The organism is Streptomyces sp. NPDC041205 (assembly GCF_055591765.1).
The window spans coordinates 750,292-768,990 of sequence record NZ_JBVIZH010000003.1; the positions used below are offsets into that span (position 1 = coordinate 750,292).

At 71.3% G+C, this 18,699-nt stretch carries 16 protein-coding genes and 1 pseudogene; 11 read left to right on the forward strand and 6 right to left on the reverse strand.

The annotated features are described in order from the left end of the window. Positions 1–84 precede the first annotated feature (84 nt). From ACZ6BG_RS17615 to ACZ6BG_RS17645, 7 genes are all read left to right on the forward strand, one after another. A complete protein-coding gene (locus ACZ6BG_RS17615; protein ID WP_469002012.1) occupies positions 85–1,992 on the forward strand; it encodes a helix-turn-helix domain-containing protein in 1,908 nt (635 codons plus the stop codon). Between the two features lie 175 nt (positions 1,993–2,167). After that, positions 2,168–4,432 carry an ATP-binding cassette domain-containing protein gene (locus tag ACZ6BG_RS17620; RefSeq protein ID WP_469002015.1) on the forward strand — a complete coding sequence of 755 codons (2,265 nt, stop codon included), beginning with the start codon at positions 2,168–2,170 and terminating at the stop codon, positions 4,430–4,432. Between the two features lie 182 nt (positions 4,433–4,614). After that, positions 4,615–5,259 carry a maleylpyruvate isomerase family mycothiol-dependent enzyme gene (locus tag ACZ6BG_RS17625; protein ID WP_469002017.1) on the forward strand — a complete coding sequence of 215 codons (645 nt, stop codon included), beginning with the start codon at positions 4,615–4,617 and terminating at the stop codon, positions 5,257–5,259. 326 nt (positions 5,260–5,585) lie between these two features. Next, positions 5,586–6,821 (forward strand): cytochrome P450, encoded by a 1,236-nt coding sequence (locus ACZ6BG_RS17630; protein WP_469002019.1) that lies wholly within the window; start codon positions 5,586–5,588, stop codon positions 6,819–6,821. Next, entirely contained in the window at positions 6,821–7,048 is a 228-nt protein-coding gene (locus tag ACZ6BG_RS17635; RefSeq protein ID WP_469002021.1) for a ferredoxin, read from the forward strand. Before ACZ6BG_RS17630 ends, ACZ6BG_RS17635 begins: the two co-directional genes overlap by 1 nt. Before the next feature lie 143 nt (positions 7,049–7,191). Continuing rightward, a complete protein-coding gene (locus tag ACZ6BG_RS17640; protein ID WP_469002023.1) occupies positions 7,192–7,722 on the forward strand; it encodes a GNAT family N-acetyltransferase in 531 nt (176 codons plus the stop codon). Positions 7,723–8,023: 301 nt separating this feature from the next. Further along, on the forward strand, positions 8,024–8,656 hold the full coding sequence (locus ACZ6BG_RS17645; RefSeq protein WP_469002025.1) for a DoxX family protein: 633 nt from the start codon (positions 8,024–8,026) through the stop codon (positions 8,654–8,656). A 213-nt stretch (positions 8,657–8,869) separates the two neighbouring features. Here the strand turns inward: ACZ6BG_RS17645 and ACZ6BG_RS17650 are convergent, their stop codons facing one another. The 4 genes from ACZ6BG_RS17650 to ACZ6BG_RS17665 all read right to left on the reverse strand — a co-directional run bounded on the left by ACZ6BG_RS17650 (position 8,870) and on the right by ACZ6BG_RS17665 (position 13,608). Continuing rightward, positions 8,870–10,315 carry an MFS transporter gene (locus ACZ6BG_RS17650; protein ID WP_469002027.1) on the reverse strand — a complete coding sequence of 482 codons (1,446 nt, stop codon included), beginning with the start codon at positions 10,313–10,315 and terminating at the stop codon, positions 8,870–8,872. 692 nt (positions 10,316–11,007) lie between these two features. Next, positions 11,008–11,232, reverse strand: a complete 225-nt coding sequence (gene rpmB, locus ACZ6BG_RS17655) for a 50S ribosomal protein L28 (protein WP_469002029.1) — start codon at positions 11,230–11,232, stop codon at positions 11,008–11,010. Positions 11,233–11,474: 242 nt separating this feature from the next. Continuing rightward, positions 11,475–12,080 (reverse strand): response regulator transcription factor, encoded by a 606-nt coding sequence (locus tag ACZ6BG_RS17660; RefSeq protein ID WP_469002031.1) that lies wholly within the window; start codon positions 12,078–12,080, stop codon positions 11,475–11,477. A gap of 148 nt (positions 12,081–12,228) precedes the next feature. After that, complete coding sequence (locus ACZ6BG_RS17665; RefSeq protein WP_469002033.1) at positions 12,229–13,608, reverse strand: MFS transporter; 1,380 nt, start codon at positions 13,606–13,608, stop codon at positions 12,229–12,231. Between the two features lie 880 nt (positions 13,609–14,488). Here ACZ6BG_RS17665 and ACZ6BG_RS17670 point away from each other — a divergent pair. The 4 genes and pseudogenes from ACZ6BG_RS17670 to ACZ6BG_RS17685 form a co-directional block, all read left to right on the forward strand. Continuing rightward, positions 14,489–14,596, forward strand: a pseudogene (locus ACZ6BG_RS17670) (nSTAND1 domain-containing NTPase); the annotation flags it as partial. 124 nt (positions 14,597–14,720) lie between these two features. Continuing rightward, on the forward strand, positions 14,721–15,389 hold the full coding sequence (locus ACZ6BG_RS17675; protein ID WP_469002036.1) for a GrpB family protein: 669 nt from the start codon (positions 14,721–14,723) through the stop codon (positions 15,387–15,389). A 47-nt stretch (positions 15,390–15,436) separates the two neighbouring features. Beyond that, positions 15,437–16,078, forward strand: coding sequence for an HD domain-containing protein (locus ACZ6BG_RS17680; RefSeq protein ID WP_469002038.1), 642 nt, complete (start codon positions 15,437–15,439; stop codon positions 16,076–16,078). A gap of 126 nt (positions 16,079–16,204) precedes the next feature. After that, a complete protein-coding gene (locus tag ACZ6BG_RS17685; protein ID WP_469002977.1) occupies positions 16,205–16,489 on the forward strand; it encodes a hypothetical protein in 285 nt (94 codons plus the stop codon). A 45-nt stretch (positions 16,490–16,534) separates the two neighbouring features. Here the strand turns inward: ACZ6BG_RS17685 and ACZ6BG_RS17690 are convergent, their stop codons facing one another. Together ACZ6BG_RS17690 and ACZ6BG_RS17695 are read right to left on the reverse strand one after the other, a co-directional pair. Next, the gene (locus ACZ6BG_RS17690; protein WP_469002040.1) at positions 16,535–17,350 is read right to left on the reverse strand and encodes an SAM-dependent methyltransferase; all 816 of its coding nucleotides are present in this window, start codon (positions 17,348–17,350) and stop codon (positions 16,535–16,537) included. Between the two features lie 167 nt (positions 17,351–17,517). Then, on the reverse strand, positions 17,518–18,570 hold the full coding sequence (locus ACZ6BG_RS17695; protein WP_469002043.1) for a LacI family DNA-binding transcriptional regulator: 1,053 nt from the start codon (positions 18,568–18,570) through the stop codon (positions 17,518–17,520). Positions 18,571–18,699: the final 129 nt, after the last annotated feature.

Sequence of the window (18,699 nt, forward strand, 5' to 3'; positions counted from 1 at the left end):
GAGAGAGAGCGCGTCGGCACACCATGCGGCTGTGAGCCCCGTCGAGGGACATCACCAACTCCTCGGGCAGAAGGGGGAGATGACGTGCTGACACTGGGCGTGCTGGTCGGCAGGGCGGAGCTGGAGCTCGCCTTCGCCGGAGGTGTCGACGCTGCCCGGTTCGGGGCTGTCGGCGTGGCCGGACTGACGGCCCTGACCGTGTCGCAGCTGCTGGAGGGCGAGCCCCAGCGGCGCCTCGACGCCGGATGCCTCGTCCTGGTTACCGGGCTGCAGTTCCGCGCTCGGGGCCGCGCGGAGGTCGCCCTGGAGACGCTCATGGAGCAACTGGCCCTGGACAAGTGCGCCGGCCTCGTGGTGAGCCTGGAGCCCGGCGCGCACCAGCCGCTGCCCCAGGCGATCCGCGACCTGTCCCACGCGCTGGCCGTCCCGGTGCTCGTCACCACCGCGCCGCTGCGGGAGTGGGCCAAGACGCGCCACCGTCTCCAGGAGAGCCGCCTCGCCGGGGCCGAACTGCGCGCAAGCCAGCTCGCCACGCTGGTGCAGCAGGTGCCGTCCGAACTCGCCGACCCCCGCGCGATGCAGCGCATCGCGGACTGGCTCGCGCGCGCCCTGCAGGTACAGGTCCTGGTCAGCGACCCGCACCGGGTGCTCGCCGCCTCGCCCGCCACGGCCGCCGAGACCCTCGCCCCGGCGATCATCCACAGCTCCGTCGACGGCACGGCGTCCGGCCGTCCTTCGGGCCCGCACACCCGGCTCATCTCCCTCGGCCCGGCGCGCGGGGCGGGCACGGTCCTCGCCATCGCCCGCGGCACGGCCCCCTTCGACGACGCCGAGGTGCGCCTCCTCGGGCACGCCGCGAAGCTCCTGAGCCTGCTCGACCAGGCGCGCCGGGAGTACCGCGCCGCCGCCGAGACCTCCCGCGCGGCCCGCAGGGCGGCGGTGGAGCTGCTCCTCGACGGGGAGGTGGACAAGGCGCGCCGGGTGCTCGCCGCCCAGGCGCCCGGTCTCCTCGAGGCCGACACGGTCCGGGTCTTCGTCGTCGACGTCCCGTGCGCCCACCGGGACGTCGCGGTGCGCCGGTGCGAGGTCGTCACGGAGGGCCGCGCCCTGGTGATCGCCGACCCGCGCTCCGACCGCCGGATCATCGTCGTCCAACCGGTCCGCCCCGGCCGCGCCGACGACGGCGTGGGCGCCGACCTGACCCGGCTCGTCGCCGCCCTGGGCGCCGAGGCCTCCGTCGGCGGCAGCGGCGTCTACTCCATGTCCCTGCTCGCCGACGCGCTCCGGGAGGCGAGCGCCGCCCAGGGGTTCGCCCTGCTCCAGCCGGACGCGGCCGCGCTGTCCGCGCCGAACACGGACCTGATAGGCCTGCTCCCGCCGCGCGACGCGCAACTGTGGGCGAGGAACCTGCTCGACCCGCTGATGCGCCACGACGCCCAGTGGGAGCAGATGCGCGAGACCCTGTCGATGGCCCTCGCCCACCCCTACACCGTCGCCGCACGGCGGCTGAACCTGCACCGCAACACCGTCACGCGCCGCGTGGCCCGGGCCGCCGAGGCGCTGCGCGTGGACTTCGCCTCCGTCGCCGACCGGATAGCCGTCGGCCTCGCGCTGGAGCTGGTCACCCACCGGGAGCCGCCCGCGCAGTCCACGACGCCGGGAACGTACGCGCCGACCCTCCACTCCCTCCTGGCCTCGCCCCAGGTGACGGCGTGGGCGGACACCCTGCTGCGGTCGGCCCGGGGCGATCGCAGGGACCTGATCACGACCGCCACGGTGTGGCTCACCCATGAGGCGCACCTGGAGGCGGCCGCGCGGGCCCTCGGCCTGTCGGAGGCCACCGTGCGCTCCCATCTGCGCGCCCTGGAGGCGCACATGTCCCGGGACCTCGGGTCGCTGAGCGGCCTGCGCGACCTTCAGTTCGCCCTGCACGTCGCGACCGGGAAGGTCGAGATAGCGGAGGGCCGCGGGGTCCTGTGTCCGGCGACGTGATCGACGGACCCACGACACCCGGGGCGTACGGAGACCCGAGGGACCGCCGCACGGGAGGCGCACAGAAAGCCGCAGCACGGGAGGCTCACAAAAAACAGAGGCATCGCGCTCCCTGACTGAGTACGCTGTACGCTATTCATGCCGGACAGCTGTGCGAGCCGTACAAGGAGCCCCCGTGAAGGTCACCCCCGCCGACAGCCACACCCTGATCCAGGTCCGCGGAGCGCGGGAGAACAACCTCAAGGACGTCTCCCTCGACCTGCCCAAGCGGCGCCTCACCGTGTTCACCGGAGTCTCCGGCTCCGGCAAGTCCTCGCTCGTCTTCGCCACCATCGCCGCCGAGTCCCAGCGCCTGATCAACGAGACGTACACCGCCTTCATCCAGTCGTTCATGCCGAGCGTGGGCCGCCCCGACGTCGACGAGCTGCGCAACCTCAGCGCCGCGATCGTCGTCGACCAGGAGCGCATGGGCGCCAACTCCCGCTCCACGGTCGGCACCGCCACGGACGCGTACACGATGCTGCGGATCATCTTCAGCCGCCTCGGCGTGCCGAACATCGGCACGTCCGGGGCCTTCAGCTTCAACCTGCCCGACGGCATGTGCCCCGAGTGCGAGGGCGCCGGCGAGGTCTCGACCGTCGACGTGGACCAGCTCCTCGACCGCGAGAAGTCCCTCAACGAGGGCGCCCTGACCCTCCCGTACTACGCGGTGGACTCCTGGAGCTGGCAGGTCATGGCCAACTCCGGCTTCTACGACCCCGACAAGAAGCTCAAGGACTTCACCGAGCAGGAGTGGGCGGACCTCCTGCACAAGGACCCGGTCAAGGTGAAGGTCGGCTCCAACGGCTTCACGTACGAGGGCCTCGTCTCCAAGATGCAGCGCACCTGGCTCGCCAAGGACCGCGACGGACTCCAGCCGCACATCAGGGCCTTCGTCGACCGCGCCGTGGTCTTCCGGCAGTGTCCGCTCTGCGAGGGCACCCGCCTCACCCGGGAGGCGCTCTCCTCGCGGATCGACGGCGTGAACATCGCGGAGTGCTCCGCGATGCAGATCAACGACCTCGCCGACTTCGTCCGCTCCATCGAGGACGCGGGCACCGCCCCGCTCCTCGCCAACCTCCTTGACCTCCTGGACTCGCTCACCGAGATCGGCCTCGGCTATCTCAGCCTCGACCGCCCCTCGGGCACCCTCTCCGGCGGCGAGGCGCAGCGCGTGAAGATGGTCCGCCACCTCGGCTCCAGCATCACCGACGTCACGTACGTCTTCGACGAGCCGACGATCGGCCTGCACCCGCACGACATCCAGCGCATGAACGACCTGCTGCTGCGGCTGCGCGACAAGGGCAACACCGTGCTCGTCGTCGAGCACAAGCCGGAGGTCGTCGCGATCGCCGACCACGTCGTGGACATCGGCCCGGGCGCGGGCACGGCGGGCGGCGAGATCTGCTACACCGGCGACGTGGCGGGCCTGCGGGCCTCGGGCACCCTCACCGGCCGCCACCTCGACCACCGCGCCCGGCTCCGCGACACCGTCCGCACCCCCAAGGGCCACCTGGCCATCAAGGGTGCCGACGCGCACAACCTCAAGGACGTCTCGGTCGACGTGCCCCTCGGCGTCCTGACCGTCGTCACCGGTGTGGCGGGGTCCGGCAAGAGCTCGCTCATCCACGGCTATCTGTCCGGGCAGGACGGCGTGGTGGTCGCCGACCAGTCCCCGATCCGTGGCTCGCGCCGCTCGAACCCGGCGACGTACACGAACCTGCTCACGCCGATCCGCAACGCCTTCGCCAAGGCCAACGGCGTCAAGGCGGCCTTGTTCAGCGCCAATTCGGAGGGCGCCTGCCCGAAGTGCAACGGCCTCGGGCTCGTCTACACCGACCTGGCCATGATGCAGGGCGTCGCCTCCGTCTGCGAGGAGTGCCGGGGCGAACGCTTCACGCCGGAGGTCCTCACCTACCGCCTCAACGGCAAGAACATCAGTGAGGTCCTCGGCATGTCGATCGCCGAGGCGTACGACTTCTTCCCCTCCGGCCAGCCGCACACCATCCTCGGCCGCCTCGCCGACGTCGGCCTCGGCTATCTGCGCCTCGGCCAGCCCCTGAACACCCTCTCCGGCGGCGAGCGCCAGCGCCTGAAGCTCGCCATCCACATGGCCGAGAAGTCCTCCACGTACATCCTCGACGAGCCGACCACCGGCCTCCATCTGGCCGACGTGGACAAGCTCCTCGCGCTCCTCGACCGGCTCGTCGACGACGGCAACTCGGTCATCGTCATCGAGCACCACCAGGCCGTCATGGCCCACGCCGACTGGATCATCGACCTCGGCCCGGGCGGCGGCCACGACGGCGGCGAGATCGTCTTCACCGGCACGCCCGCCGAACTGGTCACCGCCGGGGACACCTTGACGGCCCGTCACCTTCGGGAGTACGTCGGCTCCTGACCGGTGCCGCAGGGGCGGGTCGCCGACCGTGACCCGCCCTCCGCGCCTTTTGTGGTCCAGGTCACATTCGTGGATCGCTCACTTCTCGGCGGGCGGGTGGTCATACCTGCACTTCCCGCGCAGAGGTTCCGGCGGCCCCGTGCCGCCGGAGTCCTGCTGCCTTCGAGGTGAGAGGCGAAGCCATGGGTACGAAGACGAACGCGGAGCGGATTCTCGGCTGGGTGGAGACGGAGCGCCTCGGCGTCGCCGACCTCCTGGCGGATCTGGACGACGCCGAATGGGAGGCGCCCTCGCTGTGCGAGGGCTGGACGGTACGGGACGTCGCCGCCCATCTGACGCTGTCGACGCGCACGACGTGGCGGATGGTGCTCGGCGGCGCCCTCAGCGCCCGCGGTGACTGGAACCGCATGGAGGCCGAGTTCGCCGTGCGGAGGGCGGCCGCGTTCCCGCCCGCCGAACTGATCGCCCAGATCCGGGAGACGGCGGGGTCGCCCCGCCGGGCACCCATGGCCGCCCCCGCGGATCCCCTGGTCGACTTCCTCGTCCACGGGCAGGACATCGCGCGCCCGCTCGGACGCACGCGGGCCATGCCCCTGGAGCCGACGACGACGGCTCTCGACCACGTCGTGGGCAGCCCGTTCTACGGCGCCCGCAAGCGCCTGCGCGGCCTGCGCCTGATCGCCACCGACGCGGACTGGTCGACGGGCGACGGCACGGGCGAGGTCCGCGGCCCGGCGGGCGACCTGTTGCTCCTGGCGACCGGCCGCCCCGCCGGACTCGCGGGCGTGTCCGGATCGGGCGCCGAGCGTCTGGCATCGGTGCTCTAGCTCTTCGTGTGGCCGGGGCTTGTGGTGTGGTGAGGGCGCGCCCGTGGGCGGCATGGGCGGCCTGACGGCGCGGTCGGTGCGGGAGACCGGCGTGATCACGCCATTCGTGTCAGTGGCTGTCGCGAAAAATCCTGGGGAGAGCTGCGGCTCCTGCGAGGTCATGAGGCGCGACGGCGTCGGGGGAGCATCACAAATCGGCCGCGATGCTGAACTCGGGGGCGTCCTGCGCGAAGTTGGCCGAACCGGGCATGTTCCAGATGCTTGCATGGGGCATGAAGTGGGGGTCGGGACACCGCACAACCCGTCCGAGCACATCGGAGGCCCCCATGGCGCAAGCCGCCCCTTTCCCCCAGGACCGAACCTGCCCCTATCACCCGCCCGCCGGATACCGGCCGTTGAGCACTCAAGGCCCGGTCAATCGCGTCACCCTCTACGACAACAGCGAGGCCTGGCTCGTCACCGGGCACGCCGAGGCCCAGGCCCTGCTCACCGACCGCCGCCTCTCCACCGACCGGCAGCATCCCGCCTTCCCGATGATCGCCCCGCGCTTCGAGCTCTCCCGCCGGGAGCCGCTCGCCCTGCTCGGCGTCGACGACCCGCTGCACAACAAGCAACGCCGCATGCTCATCCCCACGTTCGGGGTGAAACGGGTGGCGGCGATGCGCCCCCGCATCCAGCACATCGTCGACGGACTCCTCGACGCCGTCATCGCCCAGGGGCCGCCCGTCGAACTGGTCACCGCCTTCGCCCTGCCCGTACCGTCCATCGTGATCTGCGAACTCCTCGGTGTCCCGTACGCCGACCACGAGTTCTTCGAGGACGCCGCACGCCGCATCCTGCGGGGCGCCACGGCCGAGGAGTCAGAGGCTGGCCGCGTCGAACTGCTCGACTACCTGGGCGACTTGGTCGACCGCAAGACCAAGACGGCCGACGGCGGCACGGGGCGGGCTGCCGCGGCCGACGCCACCCCCGAGGGCGTACTCGACGAACTGGTCCGCGAACGGCTGAGCGGCGGCAGCCTGGACCGCGACGAACTCGTACGCATCGCCCTCATCCTGCTCGTCGCCGGGCACGAGACCACCGCCAACATGATCTCGCTCGGCACCTTCACCCTGCTCGAACACCCCGACCAGCTCGCGGCCCTGCGCGCCGACCCGGACCTGACCCGCGACGCCGTCGAGGAACTGCTGCGCTTCCTGTCCATCGCGGACGGACTCGTGCGCGTCGCCACCGAGGACATCGAGGTGGCCGGGCAGACCATCCGCGCCGACGAGGGCGTGGTCCTCGCCGCCTCCACCATCAACCGCGACACCGCCGTCTACCCCGACCCCGACGACCTCGACGTGCGCCGCAGCGCCCGGCACCACCTCGCGTTCGGCTTCGGAATCCACCAGTGCCTCGGCCAGAACCTCGCCCGCGCCGAACTGGAGATCGCCCTGCGGTCCCTGCTCGCCCGCCTCCCCGACCTGCGGCTCGCCGTCCCGGCGGACGAGATCCGGATGAAGCCGGGCGACACGATCCAGGGCCTGGTCGAACTGCCCGTCACCTGGGGGCGCGGCTGATGCGCGTCACCATCGACACGGACGTGTGCATCGGCGCCGGTCAGTGCGTCCTGACGGCACCGAAGGTCTTCACTCAGGACGACGACGGCTTCAGCGAGTTGCTGCCCGGGTGCGAGGACGGGGTGGGCGACCCCATGCTGCGGGAGGCGGCACGGGCCTGCCCGGTGCGGGCGATCACGTTGCACACGGAGACGTTCCCGACCGAGCCACGGCGCAACGGGGCCTGAGCGGCTGCGCGGCCGAGCGGAAACCGCCTTGCCGACCCCGGAGCTCGACGGGGGTCGGCAAGGCGGTTTCGCCTCGTTGCCGACCGCATTGCCGTGCCCGGGGCCGAGGCCATGGCGCCCCACTGACCTGGAACAATGGCGCGATGCGTATCCGATCCCTGCGCCACGGTGAGTTGACCCGCCTTCAGGACATCGAGCGGGCGGCCGGCCGCTGTTTCCGGGACGTCGGCATGCCGGAGATCGCCGACGACGAGCCGCCCGCCCCGGACGAACTCGCGGGCTACCAGCGCGCCGGGCTCGCCTGGGTGGCCGCCGACCCGGACGACGTACCGGTGGCCTACCTCCTCGCCGACCACGTCGACGGCGACCTGCACGTCGAGCAGGTGACCGTGCACCCCGACCACGCCCGCCACGGCATCGGCCGCTCCCTCCTCGACCACCTCGCCGACCGCGCCGCGGCCGAGGCGGTCCCCGCGCTGACGCTCACGACCTTCAGGGACGTGCCGTGGAACGCCCCGTACTACGCGCGCTGCGGTTTCGTGCTCCTCGACGACGCCGAACTGGGCCCGGGGCTGCGGGCCGTCCGGGAGAACGAGGCCGCGCACGGCCTGGACCGCTGGCCCCGGGTGTGCATGCGACGCCCCGTGCCTCCGTCCGCCGGTGCGGCCCGGTAGGCAGGGGGGGAGGGGAGCGACGAGGGGTGAAATCCGGCCGCAGTGAGCCGGGCCGGGGTCTGTGACGGTCGGAGGGCTTCATACCGACTTGGTCTGGACCTATCATCGGTCGACATGAGCGGGCGAGCGTACGCCCTCGGGCCGGGGCGGGCGCCCCGGCTCCGACAGGACGTCCCGCTTGCGGGAGCCACGCCGCGCGCCGTTCAGCACAAAGCCGTTCAGCACAAAGCCGTTCAGCACGCAGAGGGACCTCTCCTCCCTGTCCCCGTCCTTCCCCCCTCGGCACAAGGAGAGATCACGCATGTCCTCACCGTCCCGTCCCCCTCACTCCGCTGACTCCCCGCGCTCCGCCGACTCCTCGTCCCCGCCCCCACCCCCGTCCCCCTACGCCTCCGCGTCGCCGCGCGCACCGCGCCGACACGCCCTCGCGGTCGCCTCCGGGCCCCAACCCGGCGCCGATGTCGGCCTGTTGCTGCTCCGGCTCGCGGTCGGCCTCACCATGGCCGCCCACGGCTCGCAGAAGCTCTTCGGCTGGTTCGACGGCAACGGCCTCGACGCCACCGCGGCCTTCTTCTCCTCCGACGGCTACAAGGCCGCCAAGACGATGGCCTGGGTCGCCGCGCTCACCGAGACCCTGTGCGGCCTCGGCCTCGCGATCGGCCTGCTCACCCCCCTCGCGGGCGCCGGGATCCTCGGCATCATGCTCAACGCCATGGCCGTGAAGTGGGGCGGCGGCTTCTTCAGCCCCGAAGGCGTCGAGTACGACATCGTGCTCCTGGCCGGCGCCGTGTCGGTGGCCCTGGCCGGGCCCGGCCGCCTCGCCGCCGACGAACTGCTGCCCGTGCTGCGGGACCACCGGTTCTCACGCGGGGTCGCGGCCGTCGTGCTGGGCGCGGTGTCGGCGGCGTTCGTGCTGGTGGTGCTGCGGGACTGAGCCTGCGGCCGCCCCAGTGCGGGCCTGCTCACCCCCTGGGGCGGTCCGTGCCGCCCTACCCTCCCGCGCCGACGGCTGTGTAGGTGGCTTCCGCGAGGCGCAGCAGGGTCTACTTGCCCGCCCCGTTGGGGCCGAGCAGGACCGTCAGGCCTCGTGGCACGGCGTGGTCGAGGGGCCGGGGCCCGCCCGGCGAGGGCGGGCCCCGGCTGTGGGTCAGGCGTCCTTGACCGCCTTGGGCAGCCGGAACATCAGCGCCCACATCACCGCGAGGGCGGCAACGACGTACCAGATGCTGCCCGCGAACGCCTCGGTCACGGTTGTGCCGTGGCTGCCCGCGGGGGCGTGGTTGAAGAACACCACGGAGGCCGTCGCGATACCGAGTGCGGTACCGAGCTGCATGGCGGTGTTGAACAGTCCCGCCGCAGATCCTGCGTCCTCGTGGCCGACCTGGCTGAGGGTGAGCCCGGCAAGACCCGCGCCGACCATGCCGAAACCGGCCCCGACGAGGATCATCGGAGCGACAGCGGCCACGAACGGCGTCTCGGTCTGCTGGGCGGAGACCAGCAGCTGGTAGCCCGCCAGCGTGAGAGCGATCAGTACGGCTCCGGCCTGCGGCACGCGCCGCATGTGGCGGCCCGCCCACGTGGAGGCCAGCATGGCGCCGGCCACACCGCCGAGGGAGATGGCGACGGACGCCGGGGCGAACTGCCCTGGCGTGAGGCCGAGGCCGGACTGCATGAACAGCACCCACGTCAGCAGGAAGACACCGGAGACCAGACCGAAGACCAACTGCGCGCAGAGCCCGCCGGCGAACGCCTTGCTCTTGAAGAGAGACAGCGCCACCAGCGCCGAACCGTCCTTGGCGGTCTTGGCGTGCTGCTGGGCCACGAACACGGCCAGCACGACCACGCCTGCGGCGATCATGAGGAAGCTCCAGAGGGGCCAGTCCTTCTCGCCGCCCACGGTGAGCGGGTAGGCGATCAGCAGGAGACCCACGGAGGAGAGCAGCATGCCCAGCGGGTCAAGACGCCTGGCCTGCTGCTCGCGGGACTCCGGGATGAACCGGAGGGCGAACAGCACGGTGGCCAGGCCGATGGGCAGGTTGATCAGGAAGATCGCCCGCCAGCCCAGACCGGCGATGTCGGCGGAGGTCAGGACAGCGCCCAGGACGGGCCCGAGGACGCCGCCGAGCGACATGATCATCCCGTACATGCCGAACGCCTTGGCCTGCGACTCCCCCTGGAAGGTGACCGCGATGGTAGCCATGACCTGCGGCACCATCACCGCCGCGCCAGCGCCCTGCAGGGCCCGCGCGACGACCAGGAACTCCGGGCCCGTCGCAGTCCCGCACAGCAGCGAGGCCAGCGTGAACAGCACAGTTCCGGCGATGAAGACCCGCTTGCGCCCGAAAAGGTCACCCAGGCGCCCGCCCGTGATCAGGGCGAGGGCGAAGGTGAGGGTGTAGGCGGCGGGGATCCACTGCACGGCGGCGCTGGAGGCGCCGGTGTCCGCCTGGATGGACGGCAGCGCGGTGTGGACGATGGAACCGTCGAGCGCGTTCATCAGCTCGGCGGTGAGGATCACGAGGAGCGTGATCGTGGCAGCACGGGCAGCCCCGGTCGGGCGTGGGCGGCCGGTGGTGTGGGTGTCGGTCGACACGGTGAAGATTCCTGTTCGCGTACAGAAGGGACAAGAGGCGGGGGCAGCCTGGGCATGCCCCGCACGCCGCTCAGCGCGACAGGGGAAAGCAAGGTGCAACGACCCAGGCCATCAAGGAACACCGCCGTCGAGGCATGCGTCGGCAGTCCGCCATCGCGGACAACCGGAAGAGCGCCTCAAAAACCAGCGGCTACTTACTTGGCCTGGGGGATACGTCATCACCTCGGAACACGGCGTCGGGCCCCAGAACGGGCACCGACGGAAATACAACGGAACCACAACAGACTAAAACGGCAGCGATCCTCCATGCAACGGAATAAATTCCGCTTGCGCCCGGGGCGGTGCCGGTGGATATCAATCCTGGGTTGCGGGTCGCAGACGACTCAGCAGGCGCTCACTGTGGTGTCCGTAGTTCGGGTCGTTGAGGGCTGCCGAGATGAAGTCGGTGTGCACGAGACGGCGTTTCAGGCGTACTTCGAGGCAACCGACGCAAAGGACATTGTCCTCGGCGGCACCAGCGCGTTCCCACACTCCGTCGAGTACGGTGTACCACTCATCAGGGCCGTCAACGGGAGCGGTCGGCAATCCGCAGTCATCACAGGGGAATTCGTTCCTAGGCGGAGGGCGCCGGGACCCAGGCACCGCAGCGCGGATACGGCTGAGGAGCCTGGGTGCCAGTTTCTTCCTCATGCTTACGCGGAGACGCGACGGTCCACCTTGCCCGCCTTGATGCAAGAGGTGCACACGTTCATGCGCAGGGGCGTCCCATTCTTGACAGCCCGGACGGACTGAATATTCGGGTTGAAACGGCGGCTTGACCGTCCCCGGACGTGCCGGCTCTGGGCGCGGGACCCGGAGCGGGCCACGCGCTTGCCGAAACTGGGCTGCTTGCTGCACACATCACACCGGCTGGACACGATGTCTCCTTCTCGTTCAGATCATGGCGGGCGACGGATCATCCGAAGGCCGACCGGGTTCGGATTCTTCCAAGGTCATGACGGCCCCCGAACCGGTTCCGGATCCGACATTCTTCGCTGCCGCCGCGCTGACCAGCGGATATGGACGCTTTAGGAGGTGGCGCGGGGGTGCCGTGAAGGTGAAAAGCATGGGTCTTCGTGCAGATTGCACTCGGGAGGCGCGGTGACGGAGGTCGGTACGGTCAGATCCAGCCGCGGGCGGAGGCGGTGCGTATCGCCTCGATGCGGTTGCGTGCCCCGACTTTGCGGTTGATGGCGGCCAGGTTGTTGCGGACCGTTCCGGATGCGAGATGCAGGATCTCGGCGATCTCTGGGGGCGTGTGGCCGTGCGCGGCCAGGCGGAGAAGGTCGGTCTCGCGTTCGCTGAGCGGGTTGTCGGGGGTGTGCAGAGCGTCAGTGACGAGCCGCGGGTCCAGGACACGGTCACCGCGTGCGACCTTGCGGACGGAGTCGGTCAGGTCGTTGACCGATACGCCTTTGCTCATGAACCCGTCGACCCCCACCTCCAGAGCAGTTCGCAGGGCGCTGGCGCGTTCTGGGGTGGTCAGGATGACGATGCGGCAGGGGGGCAGGGCGGCTTTGAGCTGTGCCGCGGCCGAGAGCCCGTCCAGGCCGGGGAGGTGGGCGTCGAGCAGCGCCACCGTCGGGCGGGTGCGCAGGGCGTTCGGCACGATCTCGTCGCCTCGTGGTACCTGCGCAACCACCTGCATGCCGGGTTCGGACGCAAGGACGACAGCCAGCGCTTCGCGCGTCAGTCGCAGGCCATCGGCGATCAACAGTCGGATCATGGGGGGCGGTTGTTCCTCGTTGGCGGACTCATCGGCGGGTGAGAGCAGCGGTCGCGACCGGTGGTCGCGGACCCTGCCGTCCGGGCGGCTGCCCTGGGGCACGCCCGGAGCCCGGACGTCGCCGTCCGGGCCCCGGAGAGGGCTGTTCCTAGTGCGTGGCGTGGCGCTTGGGCAACCAGAGCACGAGGGCCCACATCGCCAGCAGGGCGGCGATGACGTACCAGAGGGTTCCGGTGAACGCGGTCGTGACGGTGGTGCCGTGGCTGCCGACCGGGGAGTGGGCGAAGAACACCACGGCGGTCAACGCCGTGCCCAGCGCGATGCCGAGCTGGGTCGAGGTGTTGAAGAGCCCCGACGCTGACCCGGCGTGCTCGTGGTCGACCTGGCGCAGCGTCATGTCGGCCAAGGCCGCTCCCATCATGCCGAGGCCGAGGCCGACCGCCGGCATGGGCAGAACCGCCAACACCGGGGAAAGGCCGGTGTTCTGCTCTGCGATCAGCCACGCGTATCCGACCAGGGTGGCCGCGGCCAGCAGGGCGCCGGTCTGCGGGGCGCGCCTGCCGTGCCGGACGGCCAGACTCATCGCCAGCCAGGCGCCGGCCATTTCACCCACCGAGGCCGCCACGAAGCCTGCCGCCGCCTGCCGCGGGGAGAGCCCGAGCCCGTCCTGCATGAACAGGGTCCACGCCAGGAAGAACACACCGGACAGCAGCCCGAAGACGAGCTGCGCGGACAGACCCGCGGTGAACGACCTGCTCTTGAACAGCGCCAGGACGACGAGCGGGTCGCGGCCGCGTGCGGTCCTGGCCCGCTGCTGGACCACGAAGACCGCCAGCGTCAGCAACCCCCCGGCCATCGTGAAAAAGCTCCAGGCAGGCCACTGATGCGCACCGCCGACGGTCAGCGGGTAGGCGATCAGCAGCAGGCCCAGGCCGGCCATGACCATCCCCGTGAGGTCCAGGCGCCGGGCGGCGAGGTCACGGGATTCGGGAAGGTACCGCAGGCCGAGAAGCACGGTCGCCAGCCCGATGGGCACATTGATCAAAAAGATCGGGCGCCACCCGAGGCCGAAAACATCGGCGCTGGTGAGCACCCCGCCCAGGACCGGTCCGGCGACGCTGCCCAGCGACATGATGGTGCCGTAGAGGCTGAACGCCTTGGCGCGGGAGCCTTCGTCGAAGCTGACGTGCAAGGTGGCCAGGACCTGAGGAACCATGACAGCCGCGGCTCCCCCCTGGACGACGCGGGCAGCGATCAGCGGAGCGGGCGAACCGGCCAGGCCACAGAACAGCGACGCTGCGGTGAAGACGCCGGTACCCAGGAGAAAGAGCCGTTTGCGGCCATAGAGGTCGCCGAGCCGGCCACCGGTGATCAGCCCGAGGGCGAAGGCCAGCGCGTAGGCAGAGTGGATCCACTGCACCGCGGCGCCCGAGGCGCCGGTGTCCTGCTGAATGGAGGGCAGAGCCGTGTAGACGACGGAGCCGTCGAGGGCATTCATCAGCTCCGCAACCAGGACGACGACCAGCATGACGGTGCGACCACGGCCGGAACGGTTGCCCGTGGGGGCGGAGCGGGAGGGGAGGGCTTTGGTGTCAGCAGACACAACGCAGTTCCTGTTCTGGCGGACAGAAAGGGGAAAGGGGCAGGCCAGGCATGCCCGTCCCGCTGACTGCGCGACAGGAAAATTCGGGTACGGCAACGCCCAGGCCGAAGGGCAGACCGCTGCCGAGAGACGACCGCACGCTGCTGCACGGAGCAGGGGGTCAAGCCTCATGGCGAGCGGCTCTCAAGCCTGGGAGATAGGTCATCACCTCGTGACATAAACGAACGGAGCGGACAGCTCCACGACGGGCCCCAGGCTAGGCACCTGATCGCGAGGCCAGCAATCGAATTTCGCCTTCCTGAACTCCCACCCCAGGCCGCATCACAGACCCCGTGCAGTGCGAGAGAGACTCGCGTCTGGGGGCTCCCACCAGGGAATTCTTCGTATGCGCAGCGGATCGCCGGTGCCATGTACGGCCCCCGTCCCACGCTACGGATACGGGCCGCCACCTGGATGCAGCCGTGCTGACTGCACGCCCACGTCGTGCAGTCAGCACGAACACCGCTTATCGCTTGACAGCTGCCGCTGGGCCACCCCGTGCCCCGCAGCCCAGACAGGGCCTGCTCGCGCCTCCCCTTTGACGGCTCTCGCCACCAAGGTGGGGTCGACCGTTGGTGAGAAGAACGGCGGTACACGAGACCGTCGTCGTACAGCCGCGCCTACGCAGCCAGCAGGCTTGCCGAGCGTCCCGCACCCCACACCGACCTGGCCCCCAGGCCGACGGTAGATACGGGGTGGTGTGGGTCAGCGCCTCCGGTTCGCCATCTCCGCAGGAGTCAGTGCTCACAGAGACGCGGCCCTACACCTGGCCGAGGCCCGACCGTGCCTGGTGGTGTTCGGCGCCTCGGGCAGCGGCAAGTCCTCCCTCTTGCGCGCGGGCCTCATCCCTCGATTACGAAACGGCACCAGGCGTCTGTGGACCGTCCGCTCCGGGCGCACCCGGTGAAGGACCTGTGCCCGGCATAGGCGGTCACCCGGGGCCCCGCTGTCGGATCATGAGTACGCCACCCACACACCGAGGCGAGGAGCCGCAAGCCATGCCCGAGCAGGGGAACCAGGGTCAGGAGCCGCAAGCACCGGCGGTCGACGGCACAGTGCCGATGACCGCCGAGGAGATCGCCGCGGCCAACGTGGGCGCGGTGCCCAAGCTCGACGGCCGGGTCACGCTGGCGGAGTACGACCCCCGCTGGCCGCTGGTCTTCGCCGCCGAGGCCGCACGGCTCGGCGGTACGCTCGCGGACGTGCGGCACACGATCGAGCACGTGGGCTCGACGTCGGTGCCCGGCCTGCCCGCCAAGCCGGTCATCGACATGCTCCTGACCGTCCCGGACCCGGGGGAGGAGGCGACGTACGTGCCCGCGCTCGAACGACTCGGCTACACGCTCGCCATCCGGGAGCCCGACTGGTACGAGCACCGCGTGCTGCGCCGACAGGACCTCGCGCCCGGCGCCGCGTCGGCGAACCTGCACGTGTTTCCTGAGGGCTGCGAGGAGACCGCCCGCATGCTCCGGTTCCGGGACTGGCTCCGCGCCCACGACGACGACCGTGACCTGTACGCCCGTACCAAGAGGACGCTGGCGGAGCGGACATGGGAGTACATGCAGAACTACGCCGACGCCAAGTCGGGGGTGGTCGAGGGGATCCTCGCGAGGGCGGAGGAGGGGGCCGGGGTGAAGGGTGACCACGGGCAGGGGAGTGGGCGCTGACGCACGTACCCCGTCGTGGACGGTGGCAGGGGCACAACCATCCCGTGATGCGACCGGCTCGGTACAGCGAAGAAGACCTGGAACAGCACTCCCTGTGCCGAAGAAACGCGGACGACGGACAGCGATCGGGGTTCGAGCACGACGTCGACCGGATCCTGTACTCCACGCAGTGGCGCGCGCTGGCGGGCAAGAGTCAGGTCGTCGCGAGCGGTGAACTCGGCGCGTGCCAGATCAGGTTGACCCGCTCGATGAAGGCCGCCCAGCTCGGGCGGCGGATGGCGGAGCGGCTTGAGCGGCGCTACGGCGGCCCGAACCCGGCCCTGGTCGAGGTGGCCTGCATGGCGCACGACATCGGCCACCCGCCCTGCGGACACGCCGACGAGACCGCGCTGCGGGCGACGATGGACGAGCTGCGCGCCGCCGACGGGGTGCTCGACGGCTTCGAGGGCAACGCGCAGACCCTGCACATCCTGACCTTCCTGGCCGCGCACAAGTCCCCCGGCCACCGCGGCCTGCACCTCCCCGGGCCTGTCTGGACGCCGCGACCAAGTACCCCTGGGAACGCGTCCCGCGTGACGTCGACCCCGCGCGGCACTCCAAGTGGGGGGTCTACGCCGTCGACCGGCAGGCGTTCGCATGGGTGCGGGCGGGCCGCGGCGACGGCGCGGTGCCGGTCGAGGAGCGGGTGATGGACTGGGTCGACGACGCCACGTACGCCTGTCACGATGTGGAGGACTTCTCCCGCACCGGTCTGATCCCGCTGGCCGGGCTCTTCCCGCCCCGGGGCTCGTCGTCCCCGCCGAGCGCCGAGCCGCCTGCGACCCGCTCAAGGAACTGGTCCGGCGCTACGTCATCGACCGCCCGGCACTGGCCACCGAGCAGCAGGAAAACGACGCGTCGTCTCCGAACTGCCGCGCTGGACCCATGAATTCCCCACGCTCCTGCCGACCCACCGGGCCGAGGAACTCGACCTGCACGGCGACCCGCTGCGGGCCGCCGCCGACCACGTCGCGTCCCTGACCGAGGACCAGGCCATGACCCCGCACCGCCGTCTGTCGGGCACCGGCCTGGGATCCGTGAGCGACGCCGGGTGGCTGTGAGATGCCTTGGCGGGCGGCTTTCGTCGGCGCGAACGGCGTCGGGCGTCACCGCTTGAGCGCGAGGCCTCCGTGCTCGCCGATCGCCACCGGGGCGGGGGACTGGGGGTCCGGGCGCCAGAAGGGGACCGACACGACGCCGGGCTCGAGGAGTTCCAGGCCGTCGAAGAAGGCCGCGATCTGGTCGACGGGGCGCAGGAAGTAGGGGACGGCGCCGGTTTCGTTGTAGGCGTCCTGGGCCTGTTCGTAGTCGGCGTCGATGCCGCGTGAGCCGTCGTTGACGGAGAGGTAGCTGCCGGAGGGCAGTCCGTCTAGCAGGCGGGCGACGATGGCGCGTGCCTGTTCGTAGTCGGCGACGTGGCCCAGGATGTTGCTGAGGATGAGGGCGGTGGGGCGGGTGAGGTCCAGCGTCTCGGCGGCCGCCGCCAGGATGCGGTCGGGGTCGGCGATGTCGGCGTCGACGTAGGCGGTCGCGCCCTCCGGTGTGGAGGTGAGCAGGGCGCGGGCGTGTGCGAGGACCATCGGGTCGTGGTCGGCGTAGACGATCCTGGTCTCGGGGGCGAGGCGCTGCGCCACCTCGTGGGTGTTGTCCACGGTCGGCAGGCCGGTCCCGATGTCAAGGAACTGCCGGATGCCCGCCTCGCCGACCAGGTACGTGATGTTGCGGGCCAGGAAGGCGCGGCTGCTGCGGGCGATGGTGACGATGCCGGGGTAGACGGCGCTGTAGGCGTCACCGGCCGCCTCGTCGACGGGGTAGTTGTCCTTCCCGCCCAGCCAGTAGTTCCAGATCCGGGCGGAGTGCGGCACCGACGTGTCGATGTGCGGGCGCGCGGCCGGTCCGGGCGTCGTCGAGGGGTCGGTCATGGCACCGTCCGTCTTCTACCGGGGCGTGAACTGTCTCACCGCACAAGGTACGTCCCGATGACCTTGATGGGGACACCGGTGCCCGTTCAGGGGCGGGCGAGCCCCGTTCAAGGGCGAGTGAGCCGCGTCCAGGGGTGCGTGAGCCGCGTTCAAGGGGGGGGCGGACCTCACCGCGTCGGAAGAACAGCGGCGCCCGCCTCGCCCGCGCCCGGCTCGCCCGTCCCCGGCGCGCTCGACTCCCGTACGACCAGCTCCGGCGCGAGCCGTATCGCCCGCTGCGGGCCCTCGCCGCGCCCGGCGAGGCGGCGGCTGAGCAACTGGGTGGCCTCTGCGGCGAGTTCGGCGACCGGCTGGCGGACGGTCGTGATGCCGGGGGCGGCGAGCGCGGCCATCGGGATGTCGTCGAAGCCGGTGACGGCCACGTCGCCGGGCACGTCCGCGCCGAGCTGCTGGAGGCGCTGCAGCGCGCCGACCGCGATGAGGTCGTTCGCGCACACCAGCGCGTCCGGCCGGGCGTCCCACACCAGGTCGACGGCGGCTCGGCCCCACTCCACGGAGAAGCCGCCGAGCGCGATCCGCCCGGGCGCGCCCGGATCGAGCACGGCGGCCCCGGCCGCGTACGCCGCGCGCCGCTCGGCGGCGGCCGACGCCGTCCCGTCGGCGCCCAGGTAGCAGACCCGGCGGCGGCCCGTCGCGGCCAGATGTCCGAGGACGAGGGCCATGCCCGCGGCGTTGTCGACCCCCACGGAGTCGGCGATGCCCGGCCCGCAGCCGCGGTCCATCAGGACCAGCGGCACCCGGGCGGCGGCCGCGGCGACCGCGTCGCGGCTGCGGCGCTCGTCGGCCGGGATGACGAGGAGCGCGTCGACCCGACGGCTCAGCAGGTCGTCGATGTACTCGGCCTCGGCCGTCGGGTCGTCGTCGCAGTCGGCGAGCAGCACGGCGCGGCCCTCGGCGTGCAGGGCGTGGGTCAGCTCACGCACCAGGGCGGGGTAGAAGGGGTTGGTGATCTGCGGCAGGACCAGGCCGACGGTGCCGGTGGAGCGGCTGCGCAGGGCGCGGGCGGCCTGGTTGGGGCGGTAGCCGAGGGCCTCGGCGGCCTCGCGGACGCGGCGGGCCGTCTCCGGGCCGACGGGGCGCGTCCCGGCGAGGACCCGGGAGACCGTGGCGACGGAGCAGCCGGAGGCCCGGGCCACGTCCCGCAGTGTTACGTCAGCCACGCCTCGGTCCACCCCTTCGGTGCGTTTCGGCAAACGTTATCAACGGCGGGGGTCGGCGACCAGGGTTTCTTCGTGCCAGGTGAGAGGGGCGGAGCAGGGTGCGCTGCGGCACGCCGGTCGGGACGTGCC

Coding starts and splice junctions, on each gene's coding strand:
- ACZ6BG_RS17625 (WP_469002017.1), top strand. CDS start 4,615: ATGGGTACGAAGACGAACGCGGAGCGGATTCTCGGCTGGGTGGAGACG.
- ACZ6BG_RS17630 (WP_469002019.1), top strand. CDS start 5,586: ATGGCGCAAGCCGCCCCTTTCCCCCAGGACCGAACCTGCCCCTATCAC.
- ACZ6BG_RS17635 (WP_469002021.1), top strand. CDS start 6,821: ATGCGCGTCACCATCGACACGGACGTGTGCATCGGCGCCGGTCAGTGC.
- ACZ6BG_RS17640 (WP_469002023.1), top strand. CDS start 7,192: ATGCGTATCCGATCCCTGCGCCACGGTGAGTTGACCCGCCTTCAGGAC.
- ACZ6BG_RS17645 (WP_469002025.1), top strand. CDS start 8,024: ATGTCCTCACCGTCCCGTCCCCCTCACTCCGCTGACTCCCCGCGCTCC.
- ACZ6BG_RS17660 (WP_469002031.1), bottom strand. CDS start 12,080: ATGATCCGACTGTTGATCGCCGATGGCCTGCGACTGACGCGCGAAGCG.
- ACZ6BG_RS17665 (WP_469002033.1), bottom strand. CDS start 13,608: ATGCTGGTCGTCGTCCTGGTTGCGGAGCTGATGAATGCCCTCGACGGC.
- ACZ6BG_RS17675 (WP_469002036.1), top strand. CDS start 14,721: ATGCCCGAGCAGGGGAACCAGGGTCAGGAGCCGCAAGCACCGGCGGTC.
- ACZ6BG_RS17680 (WP_469002038.1), top strand. CDS start 15,437: ATGCGACCGGCTCGGTACAGCGAAGAAGACCTGGAACAGCACTCCCTG.
- ACZ6BG_RS17690 (WP_469002040.1), bottom strand. CDS start 17,350: ATGACCGACCCCTCGACGACGCCCGGACCGGCCGCGCGCCCGCACATC.